General features: G+C 48.5%; 12 protein-coding genes, 1 tRNA gene and 1 pseudogene. 7 read left to right on the forward strand and 7 right to left on the reverse strand.

The window, feature by feature from the left end:
- Positions 1-109: 109 nt before the first annotated feature.
- From ahr to GTGU_RS21680, 3 genes are all read right to left on the reverse strand, one after another.
- Positions 110-1,129 carry an NADPH-dependent aldehyde reductase Ahr gene (gene ahr, locus GTGU_RS21670; protein WP_038162481.1) on the reverse strand — a complete coding sequence of 340 codons (1,020 nt, stop codon included), beginning with the start codon at positions 1,127-1,129 and terminating at the stop codon, positions 110-112.
- Positions 1,130-1,210: 81 nt separating this feature from the next.
- The gene (locus tag GTGU_RS21675) at positions 1,211-1,798 is read right to left on the reverse strand and encodes a class I SAM-dependent methyltransferase (RefSeq protein ID WP_038162484.1); all 588 of its coding nucleotides are present in this window, start codon (positions 1,796-1,798) and stop codon (positions 1,211-1,213) included.
- The gene (locus tag GTGU_RS21680; RefSeq protein WP_038162487.1) at positions 1,798-2,811 is read right to left on the reverse strand and encodes an HNH endonuclease; all 1,014 of its coding nucleotides are present in this window, start codon (positions 2,809-2,811) and stop codon (positions 1,798-1,800) included. The genes GTGU_RS21675 and GTGU_RS21680 overlap by 1 nt, the downstream gene beginning before the upstream one ends.
- A gap of 244 nt (positions 2,812-3,055) precedes the next feature.
- Between GTGU_RS21680 and GTGU_RS21685 the strand changes: the two genes are divergently transcribed.
- From GTGU_RS21685 to GTGU_RS21710, 6 genes and pseudogenes are all read left to right on the forward strand, one after another.
- Positions 3,056-3,140 (forward strand) — tRNA-Leu (locus tag GTGU_RS21685).
- A 264-nt stretch (positions 3,141-3,404) separates the two neighbouring features.
- Positions 3,405-5,765 carry a type I restriction-modification system subunit M gene (locus tag GTGU_RS21690; RefSeq protein ID WP_038162489.1) on the forward strand — a complete coding sequence of 787 codons (2,361 nt, stop codon included), beginning with the start codon at positions 3,405-3,407 and terminating at the stop codon, positions 5,763-5,765.
- Positions 5,766-6,292: 527 nt separating this feature from the next.
- A pseudogene (locus GTGU_RS27105) lies at positions 6,293-6,497 on the forward strand (restriction endonuclease subunit S); the annotation flags it as partial.
- A 107-nt stretch (positions 6,498-6,604) separates the two neighbouring features.
- Positions 6,605-7,150, forward strand: a complete 546-nt coding sequence (locus GTGU_RS25525; protein ID WP_084222843.1) for a restriction endonuclease subunit S — start codon at positions 6,605-6,607, stop codon at positions 7,148-7,150.
- Positions 7,147-10,395, forward strand: a complete 3,249-nt coding sequence (locus tag GTGU_RS21705) for a type I restriction endonuclease subunit R (protein ID WP_038162494.1) — start codon at positions 7,147-7,149, stop codon at positions 10,393-10,395. The genes GTGU_RS25525 and GTGU_RS21705 overlap by 4 nt, the downstream gene beginning before the upstream one ends.
- A gap of 137 nt (positions 10,396-10,532) precedes the next feature.
- Positions 10,533-11,540, forward strand: a complete 1,008-nt coding sequence (locus GTGU_RS21710) for a restriction endonuclease (RefSeq protein WP_038162498.1) — start codon at positions 10,533-10,535, stop codon at positions 11,538-11,540.
- Positions 11,541-11,641: 101 nt separating this feature from the next.
- Here GTGU_RS21710 and GTGU_RS21715 read toward each other — a convergent pair whose 3' ends face one another.
- The 3 genes from GTGU_RS21715 to GTGU_RS21725 form a co-directional block, all read right to left on the reverse strand.
- Complete coding sequence (locus GTGU_RS21715) at positions 11,642-12,802, reverse strand: hypothetical protein (protein ID WP_038162501.1); 1,161 nt, start codon at positions 12,800-12,802, stop codon at positions 11,642-11,644.
- A 308-nt stretch (positions 12,803-13,110) separates the two neighbouring features.
- On the reverse strand, positions 13,111-13,353 hold the full coding sequence (locus GTGU_RS21720) for a hypothetical protein (protein ID WP_038162504.1): 243 nt from the start codon (positions 13,351-13,353) through the stop codon (positions 13,111-13,113).
- A gap of 40 nt (positions 13,354-13,393) precedes the next feature.
- Positions 13,394-13,645: a helix-turn-helix transcriptional regulator gene (locus tag GTGU_RS21725; protein WP_038162506.1), complete on the reverse strand. Its 252-nt coding sequence runs from the start codon at positions 13,643-13,645 to the stop codon at positions 13,394-13,396.
- Positions 13,646-13,771: 126 nt separating this feature from the next.
- Here GTGU_RS21725 and GTGU_RS21730 point away from each other — a divergent pair, with 126 nt between their 5' ends.
- On the forward strand, positions 13,772-14,032 hold the full coding sequence (locus GTGU_RS21730) for a helix-turn-helix domain-containing protein (protein ID WP_038162508.1): 261 nt from the start codon (positions 13,772-13,774) through the stop codon (positions 14,030-14,032).
- 253 nt (positions 14,033-14,285) lie between these two features.
- Here GTGU_RS21730 and GTGU_RS21735 read toward each other — a convergent pair whose 3' ends face one another.
- On the reverse strand, positions 14,286-14,537 hold the full coding sequence (locus tag GTGU_RS21735) for a zinc ribbon domain-containing protein (protein ID WP_038162511.1): 252 nt from the start codon (positions 14,535-14,537) through the stop codon (positions 14,286-14,288).
- Positions 14,538-14,795: the final 258 nt, after the last annotated feature.

Below are 14,795 nucleotides of genomic sequence, written 5' to 3' on the forward strand. Positions count from 1 at the left end.
TTCAAAGCGACCCAGTCTGGAAAAGATTTACTGCAAATGAATGGCGGTAAGATGATGGTTTTATGAACAGGACGATTTTTGGCCCTCTCAGGAGAGCGGGCCAAAGGGATCAGAAGTCCGCTTTCAGCACCACGCGGTAGCGTGCTTTGCCTTCACGAAGGTGCTTTAGCGCGTCGTTGATTCTGGACATCGGGAACAGCTGTGTTGTTGGCGTCACGCCGCTGCGCCCGGCAAACTTCATCAGTTTACGCAGTTCAGACGGATTACCCGTCGCCGAACCAGAGACGCTGCGATCACCCGCAATCAGCGTAAACGCCGGAACCGACAGCGGTTTGAGCACCGCGCCGACGGTATGGAAGTTGCCGCCATAGGTCAGCGCTTCGAAGTACGGTTGCCAGTCGAGGTCAACGTTGACGGTGTTGATGATCAGATCGTACTGACCCGCCAGCGCCTGTAACGCGGCTGCATCGCGGCTGTTGACGACCTTATCGGCACCCATCGCACGGACTTCCTGCTCTTTCGCCGGGTTTGAGCTGAACGCCGTCACTTCCGCGCCCATGGCATGCAGCAGTTTAATGGCGATATGCCCCAGCCCGCCGATACCGATCACCCCTACACGGCTGGTGGCCGTGACGTGATGCATCAGCAGCGGTTTAAAGACGGTGATACCGCCGCACAGCATCGGGCCTGCACTTTCGATATCAATGTTTTCCGGCAGCGGGATCACCCATTGCCAGTCAGCGCGCAGCTTATCGGCAAAACCGCCACGGTTGATGATGGTCGGCACCGCGCCTTCCAGACAGTTGATCTGATTACCGCTGATACAGGCATCGCAATGACCGCAGCTACGCGCCGTCCAGCCCACGCCCACGCGCTGACCAATTTTCAGCCCTTTACCCTGCGCCGCGCTGCCGAGCGCCACCACGCGACCGATCACCTCGTGGCCCGCCACCAGCGGATACTGCGACATACCCCATTCGTTGTCGATCATCGACAGATCCGAATGGCAGATCCCGCAGTAATCCACCTGCACTTCCACATCTTCCGGCGTCAGTTCACCCGCGTCGTACTCCCACACTTCCAGATCGGCACCCGCTTGTTTTGCGGCATAGCTTTTTATAATCGTCATCATGCTTTCCCGTTGTTGGTGTTGAACTGGAAGTGTAGAGCATGCGCGAAGCAGGCGCTTTGGCAGAAGGAGGCATGGGGGTTAGCGTGCGGTTGATTTCACCAGCAGTGCGTTCAGCCAGATTTCATCCCGATCGGGGCGTTTGTCCTGGGTTTTCCACATTGATGAGATATGGATATCCGGCAGTCCGGCGACCAGCGCGTTTAACCCGGCTTCATTCAGATCGGTAAAATGACGCCCGTCTTTCAGCCGCTCGCCCTCGCCATATTTAAACGACACATACCACGCGCCGCCCGGTTTTAATGCACGTGACAGACGCTGCATCGCATCCGGCAACGCATCCATGCCAACATGCAGAAGCGAGGCGCAGCACCAGATACCGTCATAACGTTCGCCATCATTGAGATCGGCAAAGGTCTGCTGGCGCACGGGCAAGCCGGTATAGTCCGTAGCCAGTACGACCATTTCCGCTGAGGCGTCAAAGGCATCAACCTCAAACCCCATCTCTGAAAACGCTTTGCTGTCGCGGCCAGAACCACAGCCCGCATCGAGGATTTTCCCCTTCGGCACGACCGCTGTCACGAAAGGCGCATACAGTGAGGACATATCCACGGCAACCGTGGCATCAAAAAAGCTATTCGCGTTCTGCTGGTAAAATTGAATGGTCATCAGAATATATCCGGGCCGCTGGATTGAGGTTCCCATTGGTGAATCAACGTCTGTTGCGCAGTGTTCCATACCCGGTTCAGAAAATCACCCCGTTGCGCAGGCGTATTGCCCGTCTGCTGGATCAACGTTTCACGAAGCGGCAGATGGCTGTTAATAAAGTATTCGTTCCTGTCGTGCAGGCGCTTTAACAGCTTCAGCGACGGGACGTGCGCAAACTTTCCCTGCACGCCACGGTTGCAGTGTTTACACGCCAGCACCAGATTCCACACACCATTGATATTTGCCACCTGATGACGCGCTGCCCAGGGGATAAAATGGTCGACGTCTGCCAGATCATCATCGTCTGGCTCAAGGCTTATCGGCGCATAACAGTAAAAACAGTACCCTTTCTGGTAACCGTTGAGGCTGTCGCGACAACTGGTGATCGTCACCCGACGATGATTCACAGTGCTGAATAGCTGTTGTTCTGCGGCATCGTATTCAATGGCAATCACATTGCGCGACACCCCCATCGCCCACGCCTGCTCAACCAGCCGCCAGCGGGCGTCGGTTTCATGGATCAGATTCTGGAACTGCTGGCGTTCCGTCAGCCGGTAAAAGTTATCCGTCAGACGAATACCTTTGTGTGTTTTGCGCTCATCAATGAAAAAGCGTTTCTCTATTTCAGCCTGATTGACGTTGTGAAACTTATCCAATACCACGCTGAAACCCGTCTTCACTGTCGCCGCGGTTAAGACGTCCTGATCGATCTCGCCGTTATTAAAGCTCCCGCAAGTATTCAGATACTGACTGTTTTTAGCGGTGATTTGCTTCGGCGCTTGCGCCAGATGGCGACACAGATGCTGACTGAAGGGCAGGGCAAGATCTTCAAGCAGGATGAGATCACTGCCATCGCGTTTAACGTCATACAGGGCATGCGCCAGCGCGAACTTGTAGGAGGCGACATTTTTACCAAAGAGGATGATGCCGCGCCAGTAGTTCTCCAGCGAGGGATCGACCTGATAGAAACGCATGCGTAATCCTGATTAATGGATGAGGTGAATAACAGCAACCAGTAACAGGATCAGATACCAAACGAGCGGAAATGTAAACCACAACGATCACGTTGCAGCGTTTTGCGAGGCGGATTCAGGAATGAGGGCCGCGAAACGGCCGATGCTGAAATTTTCGGCATTCAGAAGATGTTAGGCGGGTGAACCCTTGCACGAGGATCCCCAACAGGTATAATGCACCGGCTATCAGCATATCCCCTTCCGTGCCGGAGTGGCGAAATCGGTAGACGCAGTTGATTCAAAATCAACCGTAGAAATACGTGCCGGTTCGAGTCCGGCCTTCGGCACCATCGGAACATCAATAGACGTCAACGGACGTCTTTTTTTGTGCCTGTAAATCAATACCAGCAATGTTTACCTTTCTCGTTCGCGGGATATTCAATCGACATTTTTGCGCTCTTTTTAAATGGGTTATTCAACCCGATATTCATTTCTTTGCCCTGTATCGTTTGCGATAGCCCTTGTTACGAGTATGATTTTGCGAATTACTTTCCAATACTGACTTTTTGCCTGGGCATATTTGCGCTATGGCTGCGATCTTTCCAGAGGGCATCATGACTAACACTAACTTTTCTCAAACGGCTGCGTTTATCTGGTCAGTGGCCGATCTGCTGCGCGGGGACTTCAAGCAATCTCAGTACGGGCGCGTGATCCTGCCCTTTACGCTGTTGCGTCGTCTTGAGTGTGTGCTGGCAGAGACCAAAGACGCGGTGGTGGCGAAATACGATGAATTAAAAACCAGCCCACTGCCGGAAGATGCCAAAGAGAAGTTTCTGCTGCGCGCCAGCGGGCTTTCCTTCTTCAACACCTCGAAGATGGATCTTGGCAAGATGGGTCAGAACGACATCAAAGCTAACCTGGAAAGCTACGTACAGGCGTTCTCCCCGGATGCACGTGAAATCTTCGAACACTTCAAATTCAGTGAGTTTGTCGGCCTGCTGGAAGATGCCAACCTGCTGTTTAAAGTGGTGAAGAAATTCGCTACCACCGATCTCAGCCCGAAAGCGATTTCCAACTATGAGATGGGCCTGGTGTTTGAAGAGCTTATCCGTCGTTTCGCGGAGAGCTCTAACGAGACCGCAGGTGAACACTTTACCCCACGCGATATCGTGCGCCTGACTACCTCGCTGGTGTTTATGGAAGATGATGAAGCCCTGACGCAGGACGGTATCATCCGCACCATTTATGACCCAACTGCCGGGACCGGCGGCTTCCTCTCTTCGGGCATGGAATATGTGCACGAGCTGAACCCTAACGCGGTGATGCGTGCCTTTGGTCAGGAGCTGAACCCGGAATCCTACGCTATCTGTAAAGCCGACATGCTGATCAAAGGTCAGGACGTCAGCCGCATTAAGCTGGGCAACACCCTTTCTAACGACCAGCTGCCGCAGGACCAGTTCGACTACATGCTCTCTAACCCGCCGTTTGGCGTGGACTGGAAAAAAATTGAGGGCGAGATCAACGACGAACATACGCAGAAAGGCTTTAACGGTCGTTTTGGCCCGGGTCTGCCGCGTGTATCCGACGGCTCGCTGCTGTTCCTGATGCACCTGATTAGCAAAATGCGCGATAACCACAATGTCGATGGCACCGTGAGCAATGGCGGGCGTATCGGGATTATCCTTAACGGCTCGCCACTGTTTACCGGTGGTGCGGGCAGCGGTGAGAGTGAAATTCGACGCTACATTCTGGAGGCCGATTTGCTGGAAGGCATTGTCGCACTGCCAACGGACATGTTCTACAACACCGGCATTGCCACCTACGTCTGGATCCTCTCCAACAAGAAAGCGCCTGAGCGTAAAGGCAAAGTACAGCTGATTGATGGCACCAACCTGTGCGGAAAAATGCGTAAATCGCTGGGTTCGAAGCGCAACCTGATGGGCGAAGACGATATCAAGCTGATCACCCAAACCTTCGGTGAGTTTGAGGTGGTGGATGCCACCACTCTGGAAGAACTGGGTCTGGAAAAAGCCGCCGAGCAAAAATCCAGCCGCGGTCGCCAGCCTGCCACTGCCAAAACCGAAGCGCCGAAAACCTTCGCCAGCAAAATCTTTAACAGCACCGACTTTGGCTATCGTCGCCTGACCATTGAACGCCCGCTGCGTTTATCTGCTCAGGTGACGGATGAGGCGATTGCGACTCTGCGCTTTGCACCGAAGCCGTTTAACGCGCCGATGGAACGCTTGTATGACGAGTTCGCTGCGCAGTGGCAGGCGGATAACTACGGTGATTTCTCCGAACTGGAAGCAGAAGCGCGCGCTATTATTAAAGCCGAATTTGCAGAACTGAAAGAGAAGCAGATCAAAGACCTGCTCGACAGTAAGCTGTGGCTGGCACAGCGCGGATTGATGGAAAAGGCTCAGCAGATTCAGACGGCTCTGGGTACGCAGGCGGGTGGTAAAACGCTGGTGAGCAATGACTTCAACCAGTTCCAGCTGACCCTGAAAGGGGCCATCAAAATGGCTGGCGTGAAGCTGGATGCGAAAGAGAACAAACAGTTTACCGACGCCATCACCACCAAAAACCCGGATGCCGAGCCGGTGGTGAAGAAGGCGCTGAAAGAAGCGGCTCAGCCGTTGTACGGGGCATTTGAGTACAAAGGCAAAGTGGTGGAGTTTGAGCAGGACGGTGAGCTGCGTGATAACGAGAACGTACCACTGAACCCGGCAGTGTCCACCAGCGACCTGATTGAAAACTATTTTAAAGCAGAAGTCCTGCCACATGTGAATGACGCGTGGATTAACGCCGATAAGCGCGACGCGAAAGATGGTGAGGTGGGAATTGTCGGTTATGAAATTCCGTTTAACCGCCATTTCTATGTCTATCAGCCGCCGCGCCCGCTGGAGGAAATTGATGTCGATCTGGATGCGGTCAGCGCCGAGATTATGAAGCTGCTGCAGGAGGTACATTCCTGATGGCTAAGTATAAGGCGTATCCGGAGTATAAGGATTCTGGGGTTGAGTTGTTAGGTGAAGTACCGCTGACATGGCGCGTATTTAAATTAAAATTTGGTTTGTCTGAACCACTGGTTTATGGGGCTAATGAGGCTGCATTAGACGACAATCCAGATAACCCTCGTTATATTCGCATTACAGATATGAATCCCGATGGTACTTTGCGTAATGATACTTTTAAATCGTTACCTAAAGTCATATCCGAACCATATATGTTAATCGATGGAGATATACTGTTAGCTCGAAGTGGTGCGACTGTTGGTAAATCGTTTTATTATAAATCTATTTTTGGACCATCTTGCTTTGCAGGATATTTAATCAGAGCGAGATTTAATGGTGATAAAATAGTTCCGCGATTAGCATACTGGTTTTTCCAATCATCAATATACTGGCAATATATTAGTGGTAGTCAAATTCAGGCTACGATTCAAAATGTTAGCGCAGAAAAATATTCCGATTTGTATCTATCAGCGCCGCTAGGGTACGCAGAACAAGCACTAATTGCGGACTTCCTCGATCACGAAACCGCAAAAATCGATAACCTGATCGAGAAGCAACAGCAACTGATTGAACTGCTGAAAGAAAAACGTCAGGCAATGATTAGCCATGCCGTCACCAAAGGGCTAAACCCTGATGTAACGATGAAAGATTCTGGTGTTGAGTGGTTAGGGAAAGTGCCGGAGCATTGGGAACTCGTACCACTTAAATATTTGTGCAATTTTAGTGGGGGTGGGACTCCGACAAAAGATAACTTATCTTATTGGCAGGGGGGGACTGTTCCATGGATTTAGCCGAAAGATATGAAGTCTTTTTGGATTTCAGAAACTCAAGATTATGTTACACCAAAAGCAGTAAGTGAATCCTCAACAAACTATGTTGAAGAAGGTTCATTGCTCATGGTAGTTCGTTCTGGAATTCTTCAGCGAAATATTCCTGTGGCTATAAATATCGTAAAGGTTACGATGAATCAGGATATGAAAGCGTTAAGATTTAATGAAAGAATGAAGGCCCATTATGCCGCGTATTTTATCAACGGGAATGTCAATTCTTTGTTGTTAGAATGGACAAAAGAAGGGGCTACTGTCGAAAGCATTGAGCATGAGTATCTTGCAAATGGATTGATCCCTGTCCCACCGATAGATGAGCAACATTCGATAATTAAGAGCATCTCAGACCAAATGATACGCTTTGAGTTATTGGAAGAAAAAGCATTAACAGGTATCCGACTTCTCCAGGAACGCCGCACCGCCCTTATCTCCGCCGCCGTCACCGGAAAAATTGACGTCCGCGATTGGGTTGCCCCGGACACGCAGGATGTTGAGGAGCCACAGGAGGCCACCGCATGAGCATGGATAGCACCAAAGAGTTGATTTTCCAGAATGAAATGATTGCTCAGATGGAAGCAAAAGGCTGGATTTGCGGTAAAGCTGACGGCTACGATCGCGAACGTGCACTTTACTCGCAGGATGCGCTGACCTTTGTGCAGGCAACCCAGCCGCAGGAGTGGGAGAAGTTTGCCAAAATTTACCCTACCGATACCGAGCGTCATTTCCTCGATGCGCTGGTGGCGCAACTGAAAAAAGCGGACATCAACGCCACCGATGTTTTATCTCGCACCTACGGCACGCTCGGCGTGCTGCGTCATGGTATCAAAAGCCATAACGCACGCTTTTCCCTGTGCCAGTTTAAACCGGAACATAACCTTAATCCGGAAACCCTGACGCGCTACAAACAGAATATCTGCCGCATCGTGCCGGAGCTGGTTTACAGCCCGCATGCGTCGAAAGCCGCGTTTGAAGAAACGGGCATCAAGGCCAAGAAATGGCGTATCGACCTGGTGTTGTTCGTCAATGGCCTGCCGGTAGCGACCCTTGAACTGAAGTCCGAATTTAAGCAGACGGTACAAAACGCTATTACGCAGTATAAGAAAACGCGTTTACCGAAAGATCCTGGCACCAATAAACCCGAGCCGCTGCTGACCTTTAAACGCGGTGCGCTGGTACACTTTGCCGTCAGCCAGTACGAAGTGTTTATGGCGACCAAACTGGATGGCGATAAAACCTTCTTCCTGCCGTTTAACAAAGGCACCCATGACGGCGGCGCGGGGAACGATATCCCGGAAGATGCAAACGACTACGCCACCAGCTACCTGTGGAATGAGGTGCTGCTGCCAGACAATCTGCTGAAAATTCTTGCGAGCTTCGTGCATCTGCAAATCGTCGAAAAAGAAAACGCCATTGGCCTGAAGTACAAAAGCGAGAGCCTGATTTTCCCGCGCTATCACCAGTGGGACGTGGTGAACAAACTGATCACCGCCGCCACAGTGGAAGGCACCGGCAATAAATATCTGATCCAGCACAGCGCGGGGTCGGGCAAATCGAACTCTATCGCCTGGACGGCCCATCAGCTTTCCCGCCTGTACGATGAAAATGGCGAGAAGCAGTTCCACTCGGTGATTGTGGTGACGGACCGCACCGTGCTTGACGACCAGTTGCAGGACACCATCTATCAGTTTGAGCATCAGGACGGCGTGGTCGGGCGTATCAATAACAAAGAAGGCGACGGTTCGAAATCGGAGAAGCTGGCGAGCGCACTGGAAAACTCACAGCCGATAATCATCGTCACCATTCAGACCTTCCCGTTCGTTCTGAAGGCGATTGAAAACAGCGTCAGCCTCAAGCAGCGAAAATACGCGGTGATCGCTGATGAAGCACACTCTTCGCAGAGCGGCTCTACGGCGCGTCAGCTGAAAGAAGTGCTGATGACCGAAGAGGCGGAAGACGATGTGGAGATGTCTTCAGAAGATATTCTGGACGCTACCGTCTCCGCGCGTAAAGGCAGCAGCAATCTCAACTATTACGCCTTCACCGCCACGCCGAAAGCAAAAACACTGGAGCTGTTTGGCCGTCGTCCTAACCCGCAGGAACCGGCATCGAAAACCAACAAACCGGAAGCGTTCCACGTTTACTCCATGCGTCAGGCAATCGAAGAAGGCTTTATTCTAGATGTACTTAAGAACTACACCAACTACAAAGTGGCGTACAAACTGCTGCAAAAGCTGGACGATCCTGACCGGGAAGTGGACAGCAAGAAAGCGAAGATCAAACTGAACCAGTGGGTCTCTCTGCACGATCATAACGTGTCGCAGAAAGTGAAGGTAATTGTTGAGCACTTCCGTAAGCATGTTATGCACTTACTGGCTGGCCAGGCGAAAGCGATGGTGGTGACCAGTTCGCGTAAAGCGGCGGTGCGCTACAAGCTGGCGTTTGATAAATACATCGCCGAGCAAAAGTACGACAAGATCAGCGCGATGGTGGCATTCTCCGGGGAAGTGGAATTCCATGAAGATGATCACAACAGCCTTGCGCTGCTCAATCAAAAGTTCACCGAGATCAATATGAACCCAGGCCTGAAAGGCCGGGATATGCGTAAAGCGTTTGATACCGACGACTACCAGGTGATGCTGGTGGCTAACAAATTCCAGACCGGTTTTGACCAGCCCAAGCTGTGCGCCATGTACGTGGATAAAAAGCTGGGCGGTGTGGAGTGCGTACAGACGCTGTCGCGCCTGAACCGTACTTATCCCGGGAAGGCGCAGTCCGGCACCTTTGTGCTCGATTTTTACAACGAACCCGACGAGATTTTGGCTGCTTTCCAGCCGTACTACCAGACCGCGGAACTAACGGATGTCAGCGATCCGCAGCTCGTCTTTGAGCTTTATGAAAAGCTTCGTACCAGTGGCATTTTCCTGTGGAACGAAGTGGAGCAGTTCTGCGAGGCGTTCTTCAGCAAAAACAAATCAAACGCAGCCATTAGCAATATTTGCAAACCTGCAGTAGAACGCTGGAAGCACCGCTACACCTCGGCAATTGAGGCGTATGTGCTGGCCAAAGAGATGTTTGAACGCACCAAGAAGACCGGCGATGTTGTGCTGATCACTAATGCGGAAAACACCTTCAAAGAGTGCGAGAAAGAAAAAAGTAAGTTGGATATCTTCAAGAAAGATCTCGGCAGCTTTGTCCGCTTTTACGAGTTTATGTCGCAAATCGTCGATTACGATGACAAGAACTTAGAAAAACTAAGCCTGTTTGCCCGTCACCTGCGTCCGTTGCTGCATGAGCAGCGCATCGAAGAAGATGAGATTGATTTAAGCAACGTGGAGATGAGCCATTACCGCCTGTCGAAGCTCCACGAACAGCACCTGAAGTTGCAGGAAGATGCGGCGGAGTACAAAATCAAACCGGGTAATGATGTCGGTACGGCGAAACCAAAGGACAAAAAAGAAGAATTTCTGTCGAATATCCTGGCTCGTCTGAATGAGCTGTTTGTCACCGATAATCTGACCGATAAAGACATGATCAATTATGCTTTCGCGGTGCGCGACAAGCTGTCAGAAAACCAGGCTGTAATGACTCAGATTGCGAACAATACGCGCGAACAGGCGATGCTGGGCGATTTTCCGAAAGCCATTGATGATGCCGTGATGGACAGCAACGACGCCCAGCAGGAGATGATGGTGCAATATCTTTCGAACCCTGAACTGGCGAAAGGCTTTGCCCGCGTAGTGTTTGATATGTTGAAAGGGGCTTAAGTTTTAACTGATATTAACGAGATCATCGCAAGGTACTATCCGGGAATATCGTAGCGGTAGCCGCTAAGGTTTTTTGATGCCTAAGGATAACAAGCATATGATCTTTCGTAATTTCTATTTCTCACTAAGGAACGGATATGAGTAACAGAATGTGGATGATTCGTGGTGATGGCGGTAAACTCTATGATGATTTCCGCGATAAACAAATTGTGGGTATCGGTTGGTCTCAGCTTGCTCCTTTGGTTAAGCCCGGTTTATCCCGAGCTCAGTTACTTCAGTTATATCAGGAGGCAGATCCGTTAACCAAGTTAGGAACTGCACGTTCTGGCGCATCGCAAGTATGGCGTTTTGTAAATGAAATCCAAAAGGGTGATTGGGTTATTACTTATTCACCAGCCAACCGTACTTACCTTTTGGGCAAAGTCATATCCGACTTCCAATATCATCCTGAATGGGTTGAAGAAGGGATGGGGATTGCTCGTCAGGTAAAATGGAACGCTGAAGAAATTGACCGCGACAGGTTATCTTCAGCTACCAAAAATACCCTTGGTTCCACGCTGACGGTTTTCCAGCTTCCGGAATACGCGCTCGGAGAGCTTTTACAGGATAAGAAACCCGTCGTTGATGTTATTACTCGAAATCCAATCGCCCTTGATGAAGATGAAGTTATCTCTGATCCACTCCGGGATATGGAAATACTGGCGTTTGAAGGTATTAAAGATCGCATTAATTCTCTTGATTGGGATGAGATGCAAGATTTAGTTGCTGGAGTTTTACGCAGCATGGGATATAAAACACAGGTTTCTCCTGCGGGCCCTGATCGCGGGAAAGATATCATCGCTTCACCTGATGGGTTTGGTTTTGAAAACCCGCGCATTATCGTTGAGGTAAAGCACCGTAGAGAACAGATGGGAAGCCAACAGATTCGCAGCTTTATCGGTGGCAGACACAAAGACGATCGCGGGCTTTATGTCAGCACGGGCGGTTTTACCAAGGATGCTCGTTATGAAGCAGATCGTTCGACGATACCGCTGACTCTTTGGACGCTGGACGATCTTGTCCGGGCGCTTATTGAAAACTATGAGCAAGTTGATCTCGAGACCAAACTTTTGGTTCCGCTGAAAAAAACCTTCTTACCTGCTTAACTCTCATTATAATAGCCATATCGGTGTTGTACTGATATGGCTTTGTTACTAACCGGCTTCATCCGAGTTTTTGTCTGTGATTGCTGGTGCGTGTAATATAATTAAGATACGTTATGTTTTATAATATTAAATTCACGTAATTCATTTTTTTGAAATGCATGGCATTCTCTTGCTTTTTCTTTTAGAGTATCATTTAACTTTCCATCATATATTTTATCCGCTGGGATAAATTTAATGCTGTTGTTATACGCATCCAAAACATGAACAGGGCATACCAATTTAATATCGCCAAATGAGTACATTGTTATTCCGTCAATTAAATAATGGCCTTTCCCAGTGGTTTTTCTCGAGTTCCAGTTTTTTATATTGAAGATTTCAATTGGATACTGTTCTTCGTTAATTAGATATGAATGAGGGTTGTAATTATTAATCCCTAATATTTTCATCGATGCATTTATGACGAGGACAGGGAGAGGTGTTATTACCCATGACATCGAAAACAATGAAAAGAACACTGCATATCCTGTCATTAACATTCTTGCTTTAGATTCGTGCTCTCTTATATATACAATTCCAGGAATTAGAGCAAAATTGACAGCAAATAATGATGTGGCTAATACATATACAATTAACGTGCTATCGCTAATATTCTCTGAGATTCTATTTATAATGATAGAAAGAGGGAAGGCGTAGAAAGCAGTCATAACGCAAATCAATAACGGTATGGTAATGTAGTAATGATATTTCACTTTCAGGTCGTTTTTATTGAATGAAATGTTGATTTTTGGAGAAAGGATTCTTCTGTTAAGGAAATAGGATAGTAATAAGCTTAAAGTGATTGTTAATAAGATTGATGCAATCATAATGGCTAAGGTATTGCTCTCATTATGAGAAATTAACCACGTAGAAAATATGAATAGACTGACTGCAAAAGAAGAGACAATAATAGCGATTTTGATGAAATTATTCTTTATTCCTATTTCTGATAAAATGTTATTCCCCAATTTTTTAATAATTAACGCTAAGGTAATTGAAGGAAGAAATATGATAAGTGAAATTGAAAATAAACTCACCAGGAAAGTGGATGCGACTACAATGAACATGTCTTTAAACGAAATAGATGGAATGAATATATCTAGCCAGCCTAAGCGATTGAGATAAAGCCAGATAACAAATAATGCTAAAAATCCCATTAGCAAAGCCGGTGTAATGATTTTTTTGGCTATGACAGAAAGCTTCGTTTGTAGTTCATCGTCGTGCATTTTATCACCTGTCTAATGTTTCATTTATCATGAGATAATGAGCCGTTGCCGTTGACTATTTTAGCCTTGTTATCTTTATGGAAATTGATTTTTTTTATGCCCTAATCATTCCATAAATTAAATTTATTGTGTTAAAGTGAATTTTATGGCTTGCATCGAATTGAAGAGTTAATACTGTTGCTGGCCATGTTACCATCTCATAAATTATAATTTCACCAACGCCGACTATTCGCTGTGGTTACTTTTTCGGGTATGGCATAAAGAGACTATGCGAAAATTTACCCCTTTATTATATCCGGGCAGATTCGTTATTTATTAAGTTCCCAAAACCCCTTCGGTGATAGTTCTACTGCTTTGATTCGTCCAGCATGGCGTAGCCGGTTTGCAGCCCAACGTATATCGTACTGCCAGGTGAAAAACAGATCTCCACTGGTCTTTAATTCTTTCTCGTAGGTTTTCCAAATGAACTTCGCAACCTGAACGATAGTTGCTTTGCCACTATGGGCTTCCAGTGCAGCGATAACACATTTTTCCAGATCTTGTTTCTGCATTTCGGTTCATCCTTATAAAAGAGAGCCAATACCTAAATTCTCAGCCCTTTCTTGCAAACCAACCCGCCACCACCTCAGCCAAATCATCCTCAACTGTATAAAAGTAACAAGCCGGGATATTCAGAACGGCCGCCAGCTTACAGGCCAACGCAAAATCAGGTGTGTGGATCCCTCGTTCATACTGGTTCATCCGGGCGCTTGCAGTGGCTTCATCGATGCCCGCGAGAATGCCCAATTTTTGCTGGGACAGGCCAGCTCTCAGGCGCGCTTCTTTTAAACGGTGTGGCAGCATGATGATCCCGAATGTCTGGAAACAGAATCATGATTTTGGTATTTAGCAGTTGAAAATGTACTAAGCATTCCTTAGTATTTGCGGTGAAAATCTGAACTGCCAGGTTGATTCAAAGAGGTTACGTATATGGAAAGAAAAGATATGCATCCGGCTGATATTATTGCTCTATTACATAAGCGGAAATCATCATTAGCCGCACTATCCCGCCAGTCGGGATTGGGCTCTTCCACGCTTGCCAACGCGCTGAGCAAGCCATGGCCCAAAGGCGAATATCTCATTGCAGAAGCGCTGGATCTTGAGCCAAGTATTATCTGGCCGAGCCGTTATTTTGATGAAAAGGGTAATTTGATTGATCGCCGAAAACTAATGCGTTCTGTGAACAAATGATCGGGTTGCTGGGGCATAGCTAAAACCATTTCTCTATGCCTCCGGCCTGGCTCCCTTCCACACACAAATACTCCCAACAAACTCCCAAACCCTTTCCCTTGCTCTCCTCGCCATCCCCTCATCAAACGCCGGTTCGTGGCGGGCGATGAATCCACGCCCTTGCCATTCCTCGCGCACATGCTGGATGTGCGCGTTTATGCCATAAATTTCATGCAGAATGACAACAGCCTGGCAGTTGGCGGCCACGGTGGGTTTAGTCGTCCGCTTTATGCGCCCAGGCGGGCATTGCGGTCAGGTAGCGCTTCGCGCGCTTACGGGATTCTTCGGGGCCGACATGCTGCCAGCTGTCGAGAAATTCCGCGGTACCGGCAAGGGCTTCTTCCCAGGGTTTCAGGTTCCCTTCTTTGTCGCTGCAATAGAAACAATATTTATCGCTGGCGCTCGGCTGGTCCATTACAGACATCGGTACGCCACAGGCTTCACAGAACTTATCGAATGTTGGCATGGTACTCTCCTTGTGTTGTGGTTGTGGCTAATAAATATACTAATTTTCCCTTTCTGTAATGCCATGTCAGATCAAACAATCCTGATGGTAATGCCACAATCATTGACTAAACGTATATATATTTGGCTTAAGGATTGATACGCTCGGCATCCACTCATCAAAACAAGGGACTGTTGTGCTGGAAATCTTTTCTTAACCCGCTGAAAAATATCTCACCGATATTTTTCGCATAACAAACGCCATGGTTCGTTTTTTAAC

It is taken from the genome of Trabulsiella guamensis ATCC 49490 (genome assembly GCF_000734965.1).
In the GTDB taxonomy this organism is placed as follows: Bacteria; Pseudomonadota; Gammaproteobacteria; order Enterobacterales; family Enterobacteriaceae; genus Trabulsiella; species Trabulsiella guamensis.

Coding starts and splice junctions, on each gene's coding strand:
- GTGU_RS21680 (WP_038162487.1), bottom strand. CDS start 2,811: ATGCGTTTCTATCAGGTCGATCCCTCGCTGGAGAACTACTGGCGCGGC.
- GTGU_RS21725 (WP_038162506.1), bottom strand. CDS start 13,645: ATGCTGCCACACCGTTTAAAAGAAGCGCGCCTGAGAGCTGGCCTGTCC.
- GTGU_RS21720 (WP_038162504.1), bottom strand. CDS start 13,353: ATGCAGAAACAAGATCTGGAAAAATGTGTTATCGCTGCACTGGAAGCC.
- GTGU_RS25525 (WP_084222843.1), top strand. CDS start 6,605: ATGAAGTCTTTTTGGATTTCAGAAACTCAAGATTATGTTACACCAAAA.
- GTGU_RS21710 (WP_038162498.1), top strand. CDS start 10,533: ATGAGTAACAGAATGTGGATGATTCGTGGTGATGGCGGTAAACTCTAT.
- GTGU_RS21715 (WP_038162501.1), bottom strand. CDS start 12,802: ATGCACGACGATGAACTACAAACGAAGCTTTCTGTCATAGCCAAAAAA.
- GTGU_RS21675 (WP_038162484.1), bottom strand. CDS start 1,798: ATGACCATTCAATTTTACCAGCAGAACGCGAATAGCTTTTTTGATGCC.
- GTGU_RS21705 (WP_038162494.1), top strand. CDS start 7,147: ATGAGCATGGATAGCACCAAAGAGTTGATTTTCCAGAATGAAATGATT.
- GTGU_RS21690 (WP_038162489.1), top strand. CDS start 3,405: ATGACTAACACTAACTTTTCTCAAACGGCTGCGTTTATCTGGTCAGTG.
- GTGU_RS21735 (WP_038162511.1), bottom strand. CDS start 14,537: ATGCCAACATTCGATAAGTTCTGTGAAGCCTGTGGCGTACCGATGTCT.
- GTGU_RS21730 (WP_038162508.1), top strand. CDS start 13,772: ATGGAAAGAAAAGATATGCATCCGGCTGATATTATTGCTCTATTACAT.
- ahr (WP_038162481.1), bottom strand. CDS start 1,129: ATGACGATTATAAAAAGCTATGCCGCAAAACAAGCGGGTGCCGATCTG.